At 69.2% G+C, this 18,048-nt stretch carries 18 protein-coding genes; 7 read left to right on the forward strand and 11 right to left on the reverse strand.

Features of this window, described 5'->3' with window-relative positions; translation table 11 throughout:
* Window positions 1–58 precede the first annotated feature (58 nt).
* Window positions 59–961, reverse strand: coding sequence for an AraC family transcriptional regulator (locus EBE87_RS17235; protein ID WP_120639762.1), 903 nt, complete (start codon window positions 959–961; stop codon window positions 59–61).
* 154 nt (window positions 962–1,115) lie between these two features.
* Between EBE87_RS17235 and EBE87_RS17240 the strand changes: the two genes are divergently transcribed.
* Complete coding sequence (locus EBE87_RS17240) at window positions 1,116–1,853, forward strand: SDR family oxidoreductase (protein WP_120639763.1); 738 nt, start codon at window positions 1,116–1,118, stop codon at window positions 1,851–1,853.
* Window positions 1,854–1,972: 119 nt separating this feature from the next.
* Here EBE87_RS17240 and EBE87_RS17245 read toward each other — a convergent pair whose 3' ends face one another.
* Both EBE87_RS17245 and EBE87_RS17250 read right to left on the reverse strand, forming a co-directional pair.
* Entirely contained in the window at window positions 1,973–3,190 is a 1,218-nt protein-coding gene (locus EBE87_RS17245; RefSeq protein ID WP_199707673.1) for an MFS transporter, read from the reverse strand.
* Window positions 3,187–4,656 (reverse strand): aminotransferase-like domain-containing protein, encoded by a 1,470-nt coding sequence (locus EBE87_RS17250; protein WP_120639765.1) that lies wholly within the window; start codon window positions 4,654–4,656, stop codon window positions 3,187–3,189. The genes EBE87_RS17245 and EBE87_RS17250 overlap by 4 nt, the downstream gene beginning before the upstream one ends.
* A 183-nt stretch (window positions 4,657–4,839) precedes the next feature.
* Here EBE87_RS17250 and EBE87_RS17255 point away from each other — a divergent pair, with 183 nt between their 5' ends.
* The 4 genes from EBE87_RS17255 to EBE87_RS17265 all read left to right on the forward strand — a co-directional run bounded on the left by EBE87_RS17255 (window position 4,840) and on the right by EBE87_RS17265 (window position 6,997).
* Window positions 4,840–5,430, forward strand: a complete 591-nt coding sequence (locus EBE87_RS17255; RefSeq protein ID WP_122140088.1) for a LysE family translocator — start codon at window positions 4,840–4,842, stop codon at window positions 5,428–5,430.
* An 85-nt stretch (window positions 5,431–5,515) separates the two neighbouring features.
* Window positions 5,516–5,986: a cupin domain-containing protein gene (locus tag EBE87_RS17260; RefSeq protein WP_302466804.1), complete on the forward strand. Its 471-nt coding sequence runs from the start codon at window positions 5,516–5,518 to the stop codon at window positions 5,984–5,986.
* Complete coding sequence (locus tag EBE87_RS30340; RefSeq protein ID WP_267898264.1) at window positions 5,983–6,105, forward strand: hypothetical protein; 123 nt, start codon at window positions 5,983–5,985, stop codon at window positions 6,103–6,105. Before EBE87_RS17260 ends, EBE87_RS30340 begins: the two co-directional genes overlap by 4 nt.
* Window positions 6,095–6,997: an alpha/beta hydrolase family protein gene (locus EBE87_RS17265; RefSeq protein ID WP_199707384.1), complete on the forward strand. Its 903-nt coding sequence runs from the start codon at window positions 6,095–6,097 to the stop codon at window positions 6,995–6,997. The genes EBE87_RS30340 and EBE87_RS17265 overlap by 11 nt, the downstream gene beginning before the upstream one ends.
* A gap of 55 nt (window positions 6,998–7,052) precedes the next feature.
* Here the strand turns inward: EBE87_RS17265 and EBE87_RS17270 are convergent, their stop codons facing one another.
* From EBE87_RS17270 to EBE87_RS17300, 7 genes are read right to left on the reverse strand one after another with little or no spacing between them, the layout of a single operon-like run.
* Window positions 7,053–8,036 (reverse strand): Bug family tripartite tricarboxylate transporter substrate binding protein, encoded by a 984-nt coding sequence (locus EBE87_RS17270; protein ID WP_120638421.1) that lies wholly within the window; start codon window positions 8,034–8,036, stop codon window positions 7,053–7,055.
* A gap of 24 nt (window positions 8,037–8,060) precedes the next feature.
* A complete protein-coding gene (locus EBE87_RS17275; protein WP_120638422.1) occupies window positions 8,061–9,248 on the reverse strand; it encodes a hypothetical protein in 1,188 nt (395 codons plus the stop codon).
* A 23-nt stretch (window positions 9,249–9,271) separates the two neighbouring features.
* Complete coding sequence (locus tag EBE87_RS17280) at window positions 9,272–10,261, reverse strand: ABC transporter substrate-binding protein (RefSeq protein WP_120638423.1); 990 nt, start codon at window positions 10,259–10,261, stop codon at window positions 9,272–9,274.
* A 12-nt stretch (window positions 10,262–10,273) separates the two neighbouring features.
* The gene (locus tag EBE87_RS17285; RefSeq protein ID WP_120638424.1) at window positions 10,274–10,462 is read right to left on the reverse strand and encodes a hypothetical protein; all 189 of its coding nucleotides are present in this window, start codon (window positions 10,460–10,462) and stop codon (window positions 10,274–10,276) included.
* 11 nt (window positions 10,463–10,473) lie between these two features.
* Entirely contained in the window at window positions 10,474–11,457 is a 984-nt protein-coding gene (locus EBE87_RS17290; RefSeq protein WP_120638425.1) for a Bug family tripartite tricarboxylate transporter substrate binding protein, read from the reverse strand.
* The gene (locus EBE87_RS17295) at window positions 11,429–12,676 is read right to left on the reverse strand and encodes a Gfo/Idh/MocA family oxidoreductase (RefSeq protein WP_120638426.1); all 1,248 of its coding nucleotides are present in this window, start codon (window positions 12,674–12,676) and stop codon (window positions 11,429–11,431) included. The genes EBE87_RS17290 and EBE87_RS17295 overlap by 29 nt, the downstream gene beginning before the upstream one ends.
* A gap of 2 nt (window positions 12,677–12,678) precedes the next feature.
* A complete protein-coding gene (locus EBE87_RS17300; RefSeq protein WP_120638427.1) occupies window positions 12,679–13,659 on the reverse strand; it encodes a PDR/VanB family oxidoreductase in 981 nt (326 codons plus the stop codon).
* Window positions 13,660–13,926: 267 nt separating this feature from the next.
* Between EBE87_RS17300 and EBE87_RS17305 the strand changes: the two genes are divergently transcribed.
* Both EBE87_RS17305 and EBE87_RS17310 read left to right on the forward strand, forming a co-directional pair.
* Window positions 13,927–15,267 (forward strand): Rieske 2Fe-2S domain-containing protein, encoded by a 1,341-nt coding sequence (locus EBE87_RS17305; RefSeq protein WP_120638428.1) that lies wholly within the window; start codon window positions 13,927–13,929, stop codon window positions 15,265–15,267.
* A gap of 70 nt (window positions 15,268–15,337) precedes the next feature.
* Window positions 15,338–15,796, forward strand: coding sequence for a MarR family winged helix-turn-helix transcriptional regulator (locus tag EBE87_RS17310; RefSeq protein ID WP_120638429.1), 459 nt, complete (start codon window positions 15,338–15,340; stop codon window positions 15,794–15,796).
* A 116-nt stretch (window positions 15,797–15,912) separates the two neighbouring features.
* Here the strand turns inward: EBE87_RS17310 and asnB are convergent, their stop codons facing one another.
* On the reverse strand, window positions 15,913–17,829 hold the full coding sequence (gene asnB / locus EBE87_RS17315; protein ID WP_120638430.1) for an asparagine synthase (glutamine-hydrolyzing): 1,917 nt from the start codon (window positions 17,827–17,829) through the stop codon (window positions 15,913–15,915).
* Window positions 17,830–18,048: the final 219 nt, after the last annotated feature.

Raw genomic sequence — 18,048 nt, forward strand, 5'->3', positions numbered from 1 at the left:
GCCCTCGCGGCTCGCGGGACCTGGCGCTGGAATTCAGGCGCCGTGCAGGGACTTTCCTTCAGGCTGCGGCAGAATAGCCGCCGGCCGACCGCAGTCGCTCGACATCGCGGCCTGGTGGCAGCCCGAAAGCGCGCGCGTAGTCACGGCTGAACTGGGAGGGGCTGCCATAGCCCACCTCGAAGCCCGCACTCGCCGCATCCAGTCCCCCCGCGATCATCAGCCGCCGCGCCTCCTGCAAGCGGAGCTGCACGCGGTAGCGTAACGGGCTGAGGCCGGTGACGGTCTTGAAGTGCTGGTGAAAGGCCGAGGGGCTCATGCCTGCAAGGTCCGCGAGCTGCTCAACCGAGACCGGGTCGGCAAAGTGGCTGCGCAGCCAGCGCACCGCGCGGTGCACCTGCTCGCCCCGGCCATCAGCACGCGCCATCTGGCACAGCATCCGCCCCGCCGGCCCCCGTAGCAGCCGCCACAGCAGCTCGCGCTCGATCAGCGGCGCGAGGGGCCCGGCATCCTCGGGCGTATCGAGCAGCGAGAGCAGGCGACAGGCGGCATCCACCAGGGATGGCGTCGTGCCGCCCAGCATGAGGCCCAGCGACGGACGCTCATCGGCGCCAGCCGGCAGCGGGTGCTCCGCCAGCAGATCCGCCAGCGCGGCGAGGTCAAGGAACAGGCAGAGGCACAGATAGGGTGCATCGCTGCTCGCCTGCGTCACGGTGCCTGTCACCGGCAGATCGAGCGCCCCGAGCAGGAAGTTGGCGGCGTCGTAGCGAAAGCGGCGCTCGCCGAGCTGCGCCTCCTTGGCGCCCTGGGCGACCAGACAAAGGGAGGGCGCATAGACCGTCGGCACGGGCGTCGTGACGATGCCGGATCGTATAAGCCTGACACGCGGCAATGCGGTGTCGTGAAAGCCATCCGCCGGCGCATGACGCTCGATCAGTCCGGCGAGATCGGTGATTCCATGCATGGCTTTCCCATCCCACGTCCTCATGCCCCATTCAAGCCGAAGGCGGGGTTCAGGAGGATCGTGCAATCATCGCGGATTACGCGTCTACCACTCCGGCGGCGCGGGCGGGCACAAGCTCTGGCGATCAGTCGTCACCTCAGAAGGAGCTTCCGGCATGTCCGACCTGAACAACCGCGTTATCCTCATCACCGGCGCCAGCAGCGGGATCGGTGAAGCCACCGCCCGCCTGCTTGGCGCGGCCGGCGCCCGCCTCATGCTGGGCGCCCGGCGGACGGAGCGGCTGGAGCAGCTCGCCGCCGATATTGCAGCCAGCGGAGGACAGGCCGCCTGGCAGCGGCTGGACGTCACCGACCGGGCCAGCGTCAGCCAGTTCGTCGATGCTGCGGCGCAGCGCTTCGGCCGGATCGACGTGATGGTGAACAATGCCGGCGTGATGCCGCTCTCGCCCCTGGCCGCGCTCAAGACCGAGGAATGGGACCGGATGATCGACGTCAACCTGCGCGGCCTGCTGCATGGCGTGGCGGCTGCCTTGCCGCGCTTCCTGGCGCAGGGCGGCGGCCAGTTCGTCAATATCGCCTCGCTCGGCGCGCATTACGTCGTGCCGACCGCCGCAGTCTATTGCGCCACCAAATTCGCGGTCTGGGCCATCACCGACGGCATCCGGCGCGAGCACGACAATATCCGCGCGACCATCATCTCGCCGGGCACGGTTGAATCGGAACTGGCGGATAGCATCACTGACCCGGGCACCATCGAGGCCATGGCCGCGTTCCGGGCGGCGGCAATCAAGGCGGATGCGATCGCGCGCGCGATCTTCTACGCCGTCAGCCAGCCCGCTGATGTCGATGTCAGTGAGATCATCGTGCGGCCCACTGCCAGTGACGTGATCTGAGCATCGACATCGCCAGGGCAAAAAGCTCAGCCGGAACAATGCTGATGCTACTGGTGCCCTTCCGCGCAGGAGAAGGCGGATACGTCCGAGGCGCCGGGGCGGAGGGGGCGGCGGCTGGCTCAAACGCGTCGAGGGCCAGCGGCGCTGGTATGCGGTGACGTAGCGTCGATGGGAAAGTGCAGCGCCGCAGCCACGAGCCCAGCCATGGCGGCGGCCACCCAGACCAGGCTGTAGGAGCCGGTGAGATCGAAGATGAGGCCACCGGACCAGGAGCCGAGAAAGGAGCCGACCTGGTGGCTGAGGAAGCACAGGCCGAAGAGCGTCCCGAGGTGCCGCGTGCCGAAAAGCTTCGCCACCAGCCCGCTCGTCAGCGGCACGGTGCCGAGCCACATCAGGCCCATGGCGGCGGCGAAGGCGAAGACCACCGGGCCTGTCTTCGGCGCAAGAAAGAAGGCGAGAATCACGGCGCTACGCAGCAGGTAGAGCCAGCCCAATGCCCACTGCTGGGGGAAGCGCCCGCCCAGCCAGCCGCAGAGCGCGCTGCCAATCATGTTGAACAGCCCGATCAGTGCCAGCGCCGAGGCGCCCGCGCTCGCCGGCATCCCGCACAGCGTCAGGTACGCGGGCAGATGCGTGCCGATGAAGGCCAGCTGGAAGCCGCAGGTGAAGAAGCCGAGCGTCAGGAGGCAATAGCCACGATGCCCGAAGGCCTGGCTCACCGCCTCGCGCAGCGGCATGGACGGCTCGGCCATCTCGCCGGGGCCAGGGGCTTGGTGCAGCAGGACCCCCAGCGGCGCCGCGGCCACCAGGCAACTGGCCAGAACCAGCAGGGAGGCCGCCATGCCGGATTGCTGCGCGACCCCCTGCGCCAGCGGCACGAACAGCGCCTGCCCCAGCGAGCCGCCCGCGCTGGCGAGGCCCATGGCCATGCTGCGCCGCCCGGCCGGCACGGCGCGGCCCAGGGCCGCCATCACGACGCCGAAGCTGGTGCAACTGATACCCAGCCCCACCAGGACACCCATGCCGAGGATCAGCGCGGCGCCTGAGGCGGAGAGCGCGACAAGCGACAGGCCGCCGGCATAGAGCAGCGCGCCCGCCGCCACGACCGGCGCGGGCCCGAAGCGGTCCGCGGCCGCGCCGGCGAAAGGCTGGGCGATCCCCCAGGTGAGGTTGTGCAGCGCGATGGCGAAGGCGATCAGGCCAAGGGAATGCCCGTAGCCGCCGGCCAGCGGTTCGAGATAAAGCCCGAAGCTCTGCCTCGTGCCCATGGCCACGCTCATGATGGCGCCGCCGGCCAGGACAACCACCATCGCGTGGCGTGAGGGCCGCCCGGTCATCTCCGTCCTCCCTGCAGCAGGCGGTCCAGCAGTTCCATGATGCGCGGGTCCGTGCTGCGCCCGATGTTGAAGCGGAGATGGCGGCTGGGTTGCCGGCAGGGGCGGAACAACGCGCCGCCCGCCAGCACCAGCCCATGGTCGCGCGCGGCGAGAACAAGGTCGTCCCGCGCTTCCAGCGGCGCCTCGGCCCAGAGGAACATCCCGTCCTCCCCACCCGCCACGGTGAAGCCGAGCCCGCGCAGCCGCCCCGCCACCAGGCCGCGCGCGGCGGAAAGCCGCGCCCGCAGCGTCTCCAGGTGCCGGCGGTACTGGCCGGAGCAGAGCATCTCCAGCACCAGTTGCTCCTCCACGCCCGAGCCGGTCAGGGCGGTGGTGATCCTGGTGCGCAGCAATGCCTGCACACGCTCCGCCGATGCCGCCAGGAAGCCGACCCGCGTGCCCTGGCCGATCAGCTTGGTGAAGCTGCCGACATGGATGACGGAGGCTCCGCCATCGAGCTGCATCAGGCGCACCGGCTCGCCGCCATGCAGGTCGCCATGCGCGTCATCCTCCACCAGCAGCAGGTTGTGGCGCTCAGCGATGCGGAGCAGGCGATGGAGATGGGCGGCGGAGGCGGTCCATCCCGTCGGGTTGTGCAGCACGGGCTGCAGGAAGAAGGCCTTGGGCGCCTCCCTGCGGCAGGCCTGTTCCAGCGCCTCCAGGCAGGGGCCATCCGGCCGCCTTTCCACCGGCACCAGCCGCAGCCCGCGCTGCTCCAGCATCGGAAAGAGCATGAAATAGCCAGGGTCCTCCACCAGCACCGTGTCGCCGGGCGAAAGGAAGGCCTGCGCCACCAGTTGCAGCGCCTGGGTGCCGCCTGCCGTCATCAGCACGCCATCCGGCGGCACGGCGATGCCGCGCATCGCCAGGCGTTGGCAGACATGCTCGCGGACCGCCGCGCCACCCTGCGGCGGCGCCACGCGCCGCAGATGCGCCGGCAGATGCCGGTGGAAGCGGGACAGCACGCCGCCCTGCCAGGCGCTCTCCGTCCAGGCCTCCGGCAGCACGCCGCTACCCGGGCAGAGCACATCCTCCCGCGCTTCCAGCATGGCCATGGCGATGCCCTCGGCGGCGGTGGGATCAGGGGTGGGGAGCGGCGCCGCTGGCGGCAGCTCCGCCGGGCGGATCACATAAACGCCGGAGCCGGAGCGGGACACGGACAGACCCATCGCCGCGAGCCGCGCGTAAGCCTCCACCACGCTATGCACGCCGATGCCGGTGCGGCGGGCCAGGGCGCGGATGGAGGGCAGCCGCGTGCCATGGGGCAGCGTGCCGGCGCGGATCAGTTCCGCCAGCCGGCCGGAGATCTGGTCGGCGAGCGGCACCGGGGCCTGGCGGTCGATCTCGATGGAAAGGCGCGCATGCCCGCCAAGGACAAGGCGCAGCGCCGGCCGGGCCGGTGTGGCGGGGACGGGGCTCTGGGCCATGGCGGCGCCTCCCTGGAACGCGTGCCACCGAGCATCGGGTGCCACGGGGCGGCGAACAAGGCCAGGCGTGACGGCGCGCGCACCAACTGTGCCGCCCGCAGGGCGGCACAGTTCGCGGGCGGCGTGGCTGGCGCATCCGCCCGGCGGAGGCGGAACATGGGCGCTGGTTCCAGAGGATCGGCAATGGACAGCATCTGGCCGCTGCTGCTTTTCGCGGCGATCTCCACCGCCACGCCGGGCAGCGCCACGGTGATGGCGGTGGCTTCCGGGGCGCGCTTCGGCTTCGTGCCATCCCTGCCGCTGGTCGCGGGGCTGGCGCTTGGCATCGGCGTCATGGCCGCGGCGGCGGCGGGCGGCCTGGGCGCGGTGCTGCTGCTGCTGCCCTCGGCGCAGGTCGCGCTGCGGCTGGCCGGCACGGCCTATCTGCTCTGGCTGGCCTGGCGCATCGCGCGCAGCGGCGCGCCGCGCCATGGCGGGGCGGCGGCGCCCGGCGGGCTGCTGCTGGGCCTGCTCTTCACCTGCCAGAACCCCAAGGCCTGGGCGGTGACCCTGGGGGCCGCGGCCTCCTTCTCCGGCCTGGCCGGGAGCCCGGCGGGGCTGGCGCTGCTGCTGGGCTGCACCTTCGCCGGCTTCGCGCTGCTGGCCCTCTCCGCCTGGTGCGCCGCCGGCGGCGTGATGGGGCGGCGGCTGCGGACGGAACGGCACTGGGCCGTGGCGAATGGCCTGCTCGGCGCCCTGCTGGCGGCATCGGTGGTGCCGATCTGGTGGTCATGAGCGGAGGCTGCCCTTGCCCCGATCGCCTCCCATCGCCGTCGGGGATGGATTATAAGCAGCCCAGGCGCCGCTGAGGAGAATCGCCATGGATCATCCCATCTTCCTGTCCGCCGCCGCGGCCGCGCCCCGCAGCAAGCCTTCCAATTACCCGCCGGTCTTCGCGGCGCGGATGGAGGGGCGCATCAAGCGCCAGTTGGGCGATGCCTTCGGCCTGCGCAACTTCGGTGTGAACCTGACGGAACTGCGGCCCGGCGCCTGCTCCGCGCTGCACCACGCGCATAGCCATCAGGACGAGTTCATCTTCGTGCTGGAAGGGGAGCCCCTGTTGGTCACCGGAGAGGGCGTGGAAAGCCTGCTGCGCCCGGGCGACTGCGCCGGCTTCCCGGCCGGCGGCCCGGCGCATCACCTGGAGAACCGTACAGGCAACCCCGTGCGATACCTGGAAATCGGCGACCGCACGGAAGGCGACACCGCCTCCTATCCCGCCGACGACCTGATGGCGCTGCGCGAGGATGGCGCCTGGCGCTTCTGCCACAAGGACGGGAGGCCCTGGTGAAGGACCAAGCCGGGCGCATCGCCCGCTTCCACGCCCTGCATGCGGGGCCGGATATGCTCTTCACGCCGAACCTGCCGGACCTCGATGCCGTGGCGGAGGCCTTCGTCCATGCCGGGTGAAGAGGCCGTCCTCATCGCCTGCGCCGATGGCCTGCGGCTGGGCGGCCATCTCTGGCCGGCCCAGGGGCCTTCGCGCGGCGCGGTGGTGGTGAATGCCGCCACCGGGGTGCTGGCGCGCTACTACCACCGCTACGCCCGCTTCCTGAGCGCCCATGGCTTCGATGTGCTGACCTACGATTACCGTGGCATCGGCGCGTCCCGCCCCGAGAAGCTGCGCGGCTGCGGCTACCGCTGGCACCAATGGGGCACGCTGGATTGCGATGCGGCGCTGCGCTTCATGCAGCAACGGCGGCCGGGCCTGCCGCTGCATGTGGTGGGCCACAGCATTGGTGGCTTCCTGCCCGGCTTCGCCGCCGGCGCGCCGGCCATCGACCGCATCCTCACCGTCGGCGCGCAATATGCCTATTGGCGCGACTACCGGGCCGCCGAGCGGGCCCGCCTGTTCCTGAAATGGCATGTGGCGATGCCGCTGATGACGACGCTCTGCGGCTATTTTCCCGGCCGCCGCCTCGGGTGGCTGGAGGATCTGCCGGCGGGGGTGGCGAATGAATGGAGCTTCCGCCGCGCGCGCATGGAGCTCAACCTGCCGCCGCCGCAGCGCCAGCCGGTCCTGGCCCGCTTCGCGGCCGTGACCGCGCCGGTCCTGGCGGTGATCGTCGCCGATGACGCGCTGGGCACGGCGCAGGCGATCCGCCGCGGCCTGCGCTACTACCGCAATGCGCCACGGCAGGAGGTGGTGCTGGCGCCGGCGGATCTCGGCGTGGCCCAGGTCGGCCATTTCGGCCTCTTTCACGCGCGCTTCGAGCGCAGCTTCTGGGCCGATAGCCTGGCTTGGCTTCAGCACGGCACCAATCCCTGGGCGGCGGGGGGCCAACCCGGCCGGGCAGCATGATCGTCCGGCCATGCCGCCGCCGTGTCGTCCTGGCCGGCCCGGCGGGATGGCCGCGTCAGTCCATCCGGGCGCCGCTGGCCCGCACGGCGGCCGACCACTTGCCGCGTTCCGCAGCAACAAAGCCCGCGAAGTCGCCAGGGGATTCGAGGGGCACCACCTCCGCGCCGCGCTGGCGCAGCCGGTCGATCATCCCTTCCTCCCGCATGCCCTTCCTGAAGGCGGCATTGACCGCCGCCACCACCGGCGCGGGCGTGCCGGCCGGCGCGAAGATGCCGTCCCAGGCCGCGACCTCGAAGCCCGGCAGCACCGAGGCCACGGTGGGAAGATCCGGATGGGTTGGCAGCCGCTCCAGGCTTGTCACCGCCAGGGCCCGCACGGCGCCGCCCTGGAGCAGCGGCGCCGCGGCCGGGATCAGGTCGATCGCCATGTCCACGCGCCCGGCGGCCAAGTCGGTCATCGCCGCCGCATTGCCGCGATAGGGGATATGGACCAGCTCCACCCCCGCCGCGCCCCGGAACATCTCCGAGGCAATGTGCCCCGTGGTGCCATTACCGGCGGAGGCATAGGTGAGCTTGCCCGGCTGCGACTTCAGCAGCCTGACCAGTTCCGGCACCGTCTCCACCGGCAGGTCCTTGCGCACCACCACCACCAGGGCGATGCGGGAAAGGGCGGCAACGGGGATGAAGTCGGCATCGGGGCGGAACGGCAGCTTCGGATAGAGCGCCTCGTTGATCGCGTGGGTGCCGTTGGTGCCGTAGAGCAGGGTGTAGCCATCGGGCACCGCGCGGGCGACGGCCTCGGCACCGATATTGCCGCCCGCGCCCACCCGGTTCTCCACCACCAGCGGCTGGCTCAGATGCGCCTGCGCCGCCTGGGCGGCAAGCCGGCCCAGCGTGTCGCCCCCGCCGCCGGCGGCGAAGGGCACGACGAGCCGGATGGGCCGTTCAGGCCAGCCCTGCGCCCGCGCGGTGCCAGAAGTGGCGGCCAGCGCCGCCCCCGCCACCAAGAGGCTCCGCCGTTTGATTGCTGCGTTCTTCATGGACGCCCCTCCCCTCGTGGCCCGTCAGATCGGGTAAGCTTCGAGAAGCTCGACCGGGTCGCCATAGGTCTCGGCCAGGGCGCGGACCTTGGGGTCGCGCAGGGACATCAGGTAGCCATCCTCGACCAGCGTGCGGTTGCCGGCCACCACGGTGCTGTCGAAGGTGACGAGGTCCATGTGGATATGCGGCTCCTCCCAGTTCGGCATCACCCGGCGCAGGTATTCCGAAGGTTGCAGCGCATTGATGCCGAAATGCAGCGCGCCGGGGGAATTCGGCCCGGCGGGATAGATGTCGAAGCGCGGCGCCTTGGGGTTGTGGCCGCAGCCCACCTCTTCCAGCGTGCCGCCGATCAGGTAGTCGCGCATCACCTGCGCTTCCCAGCTGTCGCCATGCACGGCCTTCACCACGTCCTGCTCGAACTCGACGCCGACAGGCTCCTTGAACGGTTCGTCGAAGCCCACGGCCCATTGCGGCCAGATGGTGCCGGTGACGCCGATCTTCTCCTCCGGCTGCAGGCCAACCATGCCGGGCTCGAAGAGATTGGGGCCATGCGTCGGCAGGTAATGGACGTAGCAGCCATCCTCATCCGCCACGTTGTGGCCGCGCCAGCGATTGTGGCGGCGCAGGTGCTGCAGCATCTTCTCGCTGAAGGGCACGCGGAAGTCCGTGCCGCGCGGATCGGTGACGCGCAGGGTGAAATCGCCGGCCTCGGGAAACATGCGGCCGGTGGCGCGGATGATCTCGCCCAGCAGCTCCACCGGGAACTGCGCCTGCGGCGTGTGCAGCAGGTCCAGGTCGCGGAAGAAGGTGATCTTGACCCAACGCTGGCCCTTGTTGCGCCGCAGCCCGATGCAATAGGGGTCCAGAACCGAGGCGAACCAGGTGGAGACCACGAAGGTCGCGCGCTCCAGCAGCGGCTTGGCTTCCTCGGGCACCGTGACGTAGCGGGTGGAATCGCCTATGTAGGAGATGAAGGTGGCGCCGCGCCCACGCGCCAGCCCCTGCACCGCCTGCACCACGCGCGGGTCGATCAGCGGGTCCGTCAGCATCACCACATGGTCGCCGGGGCGGATCGCCATGACGCGGCAGAAATTGTCCACGCCCTTCATGTAGTCGGCGGTGCTCGCCGGCTTGTGCTCCACCTTGCGCGGCAGGCCGCGGCGGGTGGAGGAGGCCATGATGTCCGGAACCTGGTTGAGGAAGCCCTTCATGATCGTTTCCTTCTTTTCCGTTGTCAGAGCTTGAAGGCTTCCAGAGAGGCCGGGTGGAACAGTTCCTCCGGCGCCAGCTTCCGCGAGGATAGCCCCTGCTGGTGATGCGCCGTCAGGAAGGCCTCCAGCACATGCCGGTTCCCTTCCAGCCCATAGGACCAGAAGTCATGGCCCATGAGTTGCCGCGCCTGCTGCAGCCGCTCCTCGACGAAGGGCAGCGTTACCTTGGTGGCGGCGGTATTGGAGAGCTTCCGCATCGCGACCTCCTTGGCTTCCTCGAAGGCTTTCACAAGCGCGCCCGGCAGGTAGCGGTGCTGCTCCACCACATCCTTGCGTACGCCCAGGATGTGCATGATCGGGAACATGCGGTGCTTGCCGTACCACTCGGAAGCGGCGCCCACCGGGTCAGGCCAGAGCCGCCCGACCTGCGGATGCCCGCGGTCGAAGCAGGACGGCGCGCGCGGGCCCACCACGGCATCGATGGTGCCATCGGCCAGGGCGGAGGAGAGCGTGGCACCCGGCGGCAGGCTTTCCAGCCGCACATCGGGCGGCAGCTTCAGCGTGATCTTCTCCTCCCGCGACGGGTCCTCGTAGCCGCCCCGCACCCAGGTCACGTCGGAGGGATGGACGCCGTATTCCTCCAGGATCATCCGCACCCAGACATTGGCGGTGAGCTGGTATTCCGGCAGGCCGATGCGGCGGTCCTTCAGATCCTCCGGCCGCGCGATGCCGCGATCGGTGCGGATATAGACGGAGGTGTGGCGGAAGGCGCGGGAAGGGAAGACAGGGATGCCGACATAGGGGCAATCCCCGTTGGCGGTCTTGACCGTGAAGGAGGAGAGCGACAGCTCACAGATATCGAAATCGGCGTATCTGAAGGCGCGGAAGAAGATCTCCTCCGGGTCCAGGATCGAGAAGACCGGATCGACGCCATCGATGCGGACGGTGCCATCCACCAGCGGGCGGATGCGGTCGTAATCGCCGATGGCGAGGGACAGGCGCAGAGAGGACAAGATATGCGGCTCCTAGCTGTTACGCGCGGTGCTGGCGGCGGCGGCCAGGATCGCCACCACATCATTCTCCGCCGCGGCGGCGGATTGGTAGCGCGGCTGCGTCGTCACATAAGGCGCCGGCGCGTCATGCGGGCTGTAGATCTCCAGGTAGTAACGGCCGGAGCGCTCATCCCGCACGGGTTCGATGCGGATCAGGGGCATGGGGAACTTCCTTATTCGGGGCGGATGCCGGCGGCCCGGGCGATCTCGCCATTGCGCGCCTGCTCCCGTTCCGTCAGGCGGCTGAAATCCTCGCTGCTTTCCACGATGGGGGCGCAGCCCAGGGCCGCCAGGCGCTGCACGATCTCAGGGTCGCGCAGCGCCTGGGCCGTGGCGTCATGCACGGCCGCCACCTTCTCCGCCGGCAGCCGGCGCGGCCCCCAGATGCCGGTCCAGCCCTCGAAGACCATCTCGGGGTAACCCAGCTCCACCATGGTCGGCACCTCCGGCAGCAGCGGCACCCGCTCCGTCGCGGTGACCGCGAAGGCCTTGAGCTGGCCGCTCTCGATCAGCGGCTGCACGGCGCCGAGCGGCGCGAACATGAGGCTCACCGCGCCCGAGACCAGGTCGTTCACCGCGGGGCCCGAGCCCCGGTAGGCAACGATGGTGAATTCCGTGCCCAGCTTCTGGCCCAGGGCCGCCGCGCCCAGCTGGCCGACGGAGCCGAGGGTGGAGCCGGCGAAGGTGAAGCGATTGGGCTCCCGCTTCACCGCCGCCAGCAGCGCCTTCGCATCGGGCTGCCGGATGTGGTTCGCGCCGCCAACCAGGACATAGGGAATGCGCACCGTGCGCACGATGGGGGTGAAGTCCGCCAGGGCATCGAAGGGCACGCCGCGCTGCACGAACTTCAGGACGAGATGCACCTCGTTCGAATACAGCAGGTTCAGCCCGTCCGGCGCCGCGCGCGCGATGTCCTGCGCGCCGATCGCGCCATTGGCGCCGGAGCGGTTCTCGATCACCCAGGTCTGGCCCAGCCCTTCTGCGATGCGGTTGGACAGGAGGCGCGCGGTGACATCCGTGGTGCCGCCCGGCGCATAGGGCACGACCAGCCGTGCCACGCTCCGCCCGCCCTGGGCGCGGGCCGTGGTAGGCAGCCCCAGTGCCGCCGCGGCAGCGAGGCGGAGGGCGTCACGGCGCCCCCAGGATCCGATGGCCATAGCTTTCCTCCCACTGTGTCATGGCCGTTTGTGCCGGCCCTTGGTGCTTCAGCGTCACGTCCCGCCCGCTGCGCGCGGATTCGAGCAGGGCAAGGCAGATCTCGGCCGTGGCCAGGCCCCATTCGCCGCTGTGCAGCGGCGGCACGCCATGCATCACGGCGGCGTGGAGTTCGTCGATGACCTCGGCACGCGGGATCTGGGGTGGGGGCAGCGGTTCGAAGCGGCGCTCGTCGTCGCCATAGACCAGCACGCCGCGCGCGGTGGGGCGAAGGTCGGCCTTCTCGCAGGAGGCGATGACCAGGCCGAAATGATTATAGGCCGGCGGCGGCGGCCCCTTGCGCGCCTCGGCGGCGGCGCTGCCGCGGCCATAGGCCCGCTGTTCCTTCAGCGCCGCTTCCTCCGCCGGGGAGGCAACGCGGCGCAGGGCCGCACGCGCGGTGCCATAGGCGGCGGGGTCACGGAGCGTGCCCATCTCGCCCGTCCAGTCCTGGAACTCATCGGTGTCGAAATGGCCGTGGCCGTTGTAGGTCAGCGTGGCGGAAAGGCCTTCGCCGAAATCCAGCAGCGCGTTGTAGGCGCCTTCCGTGCCGCGCGCGGGGTCCCAGACGGAGGCCGCGGCGCGGATGGCGCGGGCCGGGCGGCCGGCCAGCAGGCGCACCACTTCCACCTGATGCGGCGCCTGGGAGAAGATCGCGCCGCCGCCCCGGGTCGTATCCAGTTCCTCCGGCCGGCGAGGGCGGTAGAGATAGTCGGTGAAGTTCAGCGCCGTCACCATGCGCACCGCGCCGAAGCGGCCGGAGCGGATCATCGCCCGCGTCTGGAGGTAAGGCGCGTCAAAGGAATGGCTGTGGCCGACGATCAGGTGCACGCTGGCACGCCGCGCGGCGGCCACCATGGCGAGGCAATCCTCCACGGCCAGCGCCATGGGCTTTTCCACCAGCACATGTTTGCCGGCGCCGGCGGCGATGCGCACATGCTCGACATGGAACTGGTGCGGCGAGGCGACATAAACCGCGTCCAGCCCGGGATGGGCGCAGAGCGCCTCCACCGTGTCATAGCTGCGGGCGTCGAAATCCGCCTCGAACCGCGCCCGGGCCTCAGGCCGGGGATCGGCGGCGGCCACCATCCGGATGCGCGGGTCCTGTGCCAGCGTGGGCAGCATCAGCATGAACGCCCGGCCGAGGCCCGCCACGCCCAGCCGGATCGGCGCCTCCGCCACCCTCAGAGGTCCAGCACCAGCGTGTCGGACTTGGCCCGAGAGACGCAGATCATCAGCGCGGATTTCCGTTCCGCCGGCGTCAGCGCCATGTCGCGGTGATCCACCTCGCCGGACAGGTAGCGGGTGCGGCAGGTGCCGCAGGTGCCGCTCTCGCAGGAGGAGGGCAGCTTGCGGCCATGGGCGCGCAGCACCTCCAGGATCGTGGTGCCCACCGGCACCTCCAGCGGGTCTCCATCGGGCCCGAGCTTCACCGCGAAGGGGGCGTCATCGGCGCGCGGGCGGACGAGGTCTGAGCCGAAATCCTCGAAATGCACGGCCTGCTCCGGCCAGTGCCCTGTCATGTCGCGCACGGCATCCATCAAGGGGCGCGGGCCGCAGCAATAGATATGCGCCTTGGTCGGTTCCTCGAAAACCGGCCAGAGGTCATAGGCCTTTTCCGGGTCGCCTTCGTCGTGGTGGATCACGACGGCATCCGCATCGGCGAAGCCGGGGGCCGCGATCTCGTCACAGAAGGCGGTGCCGCTGGCGGCGCGGGTCAGGTAGAAGAGGCGAAAGGGCTTGCCGCCTTCAGCCTGGAGGTAGCGGATCATCGCCAGGATCGGCGTGATGCCGATGCCCCCGGCGACAAAGATGTATTCCGGCGCGCGCAGGTCCAGCTCGAACAGGTTGCGGGGCGCCGAAACATCGAGGCTGGCGCCGGCCGGCGTGCCGTCGATCAACCCGACGGAGCCACCCCTGCCCCCTTCCTCGCGCTTCACGGCGATGACGTAGCGGTCCCGTTCATGCGGGTCGTTGCAAAGGGAATAGTTGCGCATCGCCCCGGAGGGCACGCGGACCGACAGATGCGCGCCCGGCGTGAAGGGCGGCAGATCCGCCCCCTGGGGGTGGCGCAGTTCGAAGAGCTGGATGCCATCGGCGGCGGGCTCGGCCCGTGTCACGCGAAGGGTCATCAGCTCCGCATCCGCTTCGGGCGCGTGGAGCATGGAACAGTTTTCCTCGGACGGTCTTCCGATTGCCGTCTGTGGTTATGGTTAGATATCTAAGTTTGTTGGCGCAAGCGTTTTGTGAGGCTTTATTCAGCTTCGGCCTTCATGGGCGAGACCAGACGGTATTCGCAGGTCAATCTATCCCGATCCGGACAGAACACAAATGTCTTGACGCCGCCGCCGCACCTCAGAACATTAGGGATCTAAGCTTTTGCCGGTGCTGTCGCCAGCCAGCACCCGGTCAACGGGAAGGACACGTCAACCATGCTGACCGCCGAGGAGAACGAAACCCTGTGCCGTGTGGAGGGCGACGCCCCCATGGGCCAGCTCATGCGCCGCCACTGGGTGCCCGCCCTGCTCTCCGAGCAGCTGGCGGAGCCGGATGGCAAGCCGGTGCGCCTGACCTTGTTCGGTGAGAATCTGGTCGCCTTCCGCGACAGCGACGGGCGGCTCGGCGTGCTGGGCGAGATGTGCCCACACCGCAAGGCCTCCCTGGCCTTCGGACGCAACGAGAACTGCGGCCTGCGCTGCCTGTATCATGGTTGGAAGTTCGACGTGGAGGGCAATGTCGTCGACATGCCGTCCGAGCCCAAGGAAAGCGGCTTCGCCGAGCGGGTGAAGCACAAGTCCTATCCCGCGCGGGAGGCCGGCGGCTTTGTCTGGGTCTATATGGGCCCCGCCGATGCCATGCCGGAATTCGAGCCGCCGCCCTGGGCGCCGACGCCGGAGGCGCATGCGGCCATCGTGCGCATCCAGCTGCCCTGCAACTGGGCGCAGATCATGGAAGGGCAGATCGACAGCGCCCATTCCTCCTCCCTGCATTCCTCCGACATGCGGCCCGCGCGGGGGGAGGCGACGGCGCTGGATACGCACTGGGTGCGTCCTTCCACGGACAAGAACCCGCGCATCCAGGTGCAGGTCACGAATTACGGCATGCGCTATGCCGCCATCCGCCGCCCCATCATGAACGCGGCGACGCAGGATTATGTGCGGATCACCACCTTCGTCGCGCCCTTCACGGCGCTGATCCCGCCCAATGCCACCTACAACGTCGCCAGCGTCATCGTGCCGCGCGACGACACCAGCAGCTACTTCCACTTCATCGCCTGGCACGAGAGCAGGGAGGCCATCTCCACCGCCGCCTGGCGCAAATTCTGCGTGGCCGAGGTCGGCGTCGATCTCGACGAGAACTTCCGCCCCATGAAGCGCCATGCTTGGAACGACTACCTCCAGGACCGCGCCCTGATGAAGACAGGCGATTCTTTCACGGGCATCCCCGGCATTCCCAACCAGGACATCGCCATGTGGGAGTCGATGGGCGCGATCGCGGACCGGACCTCGGAGCGGCTCGGCGCCAGCGACATCGCGGTGATCCAGTTCCGCCGGATCATGCTGGATGCGGTGGCCCGACACAGCTCAGGCGCCGCACCGATCGGCCTGGAGGCGCCGCACCTGCCGCAGGCCAAGCTGCGGTCCTACCAGGGCGTGGTGCCCAAGACGGAGAACTGGCGCATCCTCGGCGCCTCGGAGGAGGAAGCCGTCTATCTCGGCGGCATGGAGGAGGAAGAGGACGAAAAGGCCATGTCCCAGGCCGCCCTGGCCTGAGCACCGCTCCGATGGCGCCCTGGCTGCCCGGCCGGTTACCGGCCGGGCTGTTTTTGGTGTAACCTGCGCCATGCCGACGCCGCAGGACACAGCCCTGACCGACCCCCTTCCCTTCGACCAGAGTGTGGGCTTCCTGGTGCGGGACCTGAACCGCGCCATCCAGCGGCATTTGCAGGCCAAGCTTCAGCAGCATGGCGTGGCACTTGGCGCCTGGTACTTCCTGCGCGTGCTGTGGGAGAAGGATGGCCTGACGCAACGCGACCTCGCGCGCCGCGTCGGCATGATGGAACCCACCGCCGTGGCCGCCCTGCGGGGCATGGAGACGCAAGGCTGGATCCGCCGAGTCCGCTCCGAAACGGACAAGCGCAAGGTTTTCCTGTTTCTCACGCAATCCGGGCGCGACCTTCGGGAGCGGCTGGTGCCCGAGGCGCATGCCGTCAATCTCGCGGCCGTCGGGAACATGTCCGAGGACGAGGTGCGGATCTTTCTGGCGCTGCTCCGGCGGGCCAGGACGAATTTCCCGCCCTGAGCACTCACAAGGGCCGGTGATCCGCTTCCCTTGCGGCTTGACGCCGCCCGCCCTGCGGCACGTTTCTCAGGAGCCATAAGGCCCCGCCTGCTGTCCTGCTTCCGAAAGGCAGCGGTTCAGGCGGCCTGCCTCTGGCGCGTGCTGTGCCCCTGCCACCAGAGGGCGAAAACCGCGATGGAATACAGAACCCGGCCATGGTCGTGCAGCCCGGAGGCGTGCTGATGAAACAACCGATCCACGGCGGCAGGGTCCAGATAGCCCGCCTGCTTGGCGCCGCTGTCATGCCAGACCGCCTGGGCATAACGGCCGAAGTCGCCACGGAACCATTGCGCCAGCGGCATCTTGAAGCCCTGCTTCGGCCTGTCCAGTAATCCGGCGGGAAGCCACGGCTCCACAGCCTTCCGCACCACATACTTGCCCGTATTATGGCGCAGCTTCATCGACAAAGGCATCGTTGCGGCCCAGTCCACCAACTTGTGGGACAGGAAAGGCACGCGCACTTCCAGCGAATGCGCCATGCTGGCGCGGTCCACCTTGGTCAGCATCTGCCCTGGCAGTTGCAGCAAGGTATCGGCCAGCAGGAACTGCTCCAGATCGTCCTGAGGATCACCGGTCCCGCTGGCAAAGAACTCGTCGCGAAGGTCGGAAAAACTGCCGCGGCTGGCCTGCCCGGCCCGGTAGGAGGGTTGGTAGATGGCCTCTCGCAGTGCGGTGGAGGTGATCTCGGTCCGGGCAAAGAAGCGGCAGTAGCCGTCGGGCAGCTTTGCTATCTCGCAATGACGGGCCAAGCTTCGCCGCAGGCGCGTGATCTGGCGCGACGGCAGGTCCGGCAGCGCCTGCAACGCACGCGAGAGCGGCCGCAATGCCGGCAGCCAGGAGGCCTGGCGCAGCAGCCGCGCTTCGCTGGCATGGCGGCGATAGCCGGCGAAGATCTCATCCCCGCCATCACCGGCCAGCACCACTTTCACGTCCCGTGCCGCCATCTCGGCCAGGTACCAGCTGGGCACGGCGGCGGGATCGGCGAAAGGCTCGTCGTAGCAATGCTGGATACGGGGCAGCAGGTCCTGCGCCGCCTGCAGGTCCACCACGCGCACGACATGCTCGCAACCCAGATGCCTCGCCACGTCGCGCGCATGCGCGGTCTCATCGAAGCGGGCTTCCTGGAAGCCGATGGTATAGGCTTTCACAGGCTGCCCGCCGACACGCGCCATGGCGGCCGTGACGGCGGAGGAATCCACTCCGCCGGAGAGAAAGGTCCCAACCGGCACATCGGCCTGCATGTGGCGGCGCACCGTCGCAAGCCAGATCTCGCGGAACTGCGCGATCCAATCAGCCTCGCTCTGCCGGGGGCCTTCCTGAAAACGCAGGGCCCAGTAGGCGCGGCTGCGCGCCTCGCCTTCCGGGCCGATGGTCAGGACATGCCCCGGCGCGAGCGACCGCACCTCCCTGTAGATGGAGCGCGGCGGCCGCACATGGCCGAAGCGGAAGTAGTCATGCACCGCGTCCGGGTTGATGCTGAAGCCATGCCGGGGTAGTGGCAGCAGCGCCTTGATCTCCGAAGCATAGGCCAGGCCGCCCATCTGCTCCGTGATGTAGAGGGGCTTGATGCCCAGCGGGTCCCGGACCAGCGTCAACTGGCGGCGGGAACGGTCCCAGAGCGCGATGGCGAACATGCCCTCCAGCTTGGCCCAGGCCTCGTCGCCCCATTGCATCCAGGCAAGCAGGATGGTTTCCGTGTCGCTGGCGCTGCGGAAGCGGTGCCCCGCGGCTTCCAGCTCCCGCCTCAGCTCAAGATGATTGTAGATCTCGCCATTGAAGGTTACGGCGCAGGAGCCATCCTCCGACACCACGGGCTGCTGCCCGCCGGCAATATCGATGATGCTGAGCCGCCGCATGCCGAAGCCGAAGTCGCCATCCAGCAGCAGCCCCCCTTCGTCCGGGCCGCGATGCAGGATGGCCTCGCATTGCGCGGCCACCGCTCCATGTTCCACAGGACGGCCTGACCGACGGTACCAACCAGCGATGCCACACATGGCCCCGGCTTAGTCCAATTGCTTCGGCTGGTCGAATCCTCAGTTCGGATCAGGTGGCCGTTCAGCCGCCGGCTCAGTCATCCCTCAGCAGGCTGTGAACCCGTAGCAGGTCATTCCGGCAGCACCCTTGCCTCGGCAATTGAACGCTTCAGCAGGTTGTTCCACGTCCTGGCGATTACGATCCGGTTGAGCAGCGGATGGCGGCAGCTCAGGCGAAGC

This window comes from Teichococcus wenyumeiae (assembly GCF_003696345.1).
In the GTDB taxonomy this organism is placed as follows: Bacteria; Pseudomonadota; Alphaproteobacteria; order Acetobacterales; family Acetobacteraceae; genus Pseudoroseomonas; species Pseudoroseomonas wenyumeiae.

Excerpts from the sequence above, each read along its gene's own strand:
- EBE87_RS17240 (WP_120639763.1), top strand. The coding sequence starts at position 1,116 with ATGTCCGACCTGAACAACCGCGTTATCCTCATCACCGGCGCCAGCAGC.
- EBE87_RS17310 (WP_120638429.1), top strand. The coding sequence starts at position 15,338 with ATGCCGACGCCGCAGGACACAGCCCTGACCGACCCCCTTCCCTTCGAC.
- EBE87_RS17300 (WP_120638427.1), bottom strand. The coding sequence starts at position 13,659 with ATGCTCCACGCGCCCGAAGCGGATGCGGAGCTGATGACCCTTCGCGTG.
- asnB (WP_120638430.1), bottom strand. The coding sequence starts at position 17,829 with ATGTGTGGCATCGCTGGTTGGTACCGTCGGTCAGGCCGTCCTGTGGAA.
- EBE87_RS17250 (WP_120639765.1), bottom strand. The coding sequence starts at position 4,656 with ATGGCCCAGAGCCCCGTCCCCGCCACACCGGCCCGGCCGGCGCTGCGC.
- EBE87_RS17235 (WP_120639762.1), bottom strand. The coding sequence starts at position 961 with ATGCATGGAATCACCGATCTCGCCGGACTGATCGAGCGTCATGCGCCG.
- EBE87_RS17255 (WP_122140088.1), top strand. The coding sequence starts at position 4,840 with ATGGACAGCATCTGGCCGCTGCTGCTTTTCGCGGCGATCTCCACCGCC.
- EBE87_RS17245 (WP_199707673.1), bottom strand. The coding sequence starts at position 3,190 with ATGACCGGGCGGCCCTCACGCCACGCGATGGTGGTTGTCCTGGCCGGC.
- EBE87_RS17260 (WP_302466804.1), top strand. The coding sequence starts at position 5,516 with ATGGATCATCCCATCTTCCTGTCCGCCGCCGCGGCCGCGCCCCGCAGC.
- EBE87_RS17265 (WP_199707384.1), top strand. The coding sequence starts at position 6,095 with ATGCCGGGTGAAGAGGCCGTCCTCATCGCCTGCGCCGATGGCCTGCGG.
- EBE87_RS17305 (WP_120638428.1), top strand. The coding sequence starts at position 13,927 with ATGCTGACCGCCGAGGAGAACGAAACCCTGTGCCGTGTGGAGGGCGAC.
- EBE87_RS17290 (WP_120638425.1), bottom strand. The coding sequence starts at position 11,457 with ATGGCCATCGGATCCTGGGGGCGCCGTGACGCCCTCCGCCTCGCTGCC.
- EBE87_RS17285 (WP_120638424.1), bottom strand. The coding sequence starts at position 10,462 with ATGCCCCTGATCCGCATCGAACCCGTGCGGGATGAGCGCTCCGGCCGT.
- EBE87_RS17270 (WP_120638421.1), bottom strand. The coding sequence starts at position 8,036 with ATGAAGAACGCAGCAATCAAACGGCGGAGCCTCTTGGTGGCGGGGGCG.
- EBE87_RS17275 (WP_120638422.1), bottom strand. The coding sequence starts at position 9,248 with ATGAAGGGCTTCCTCAACCAGGTTCCGGACATCATGGCCTCCTCCACC.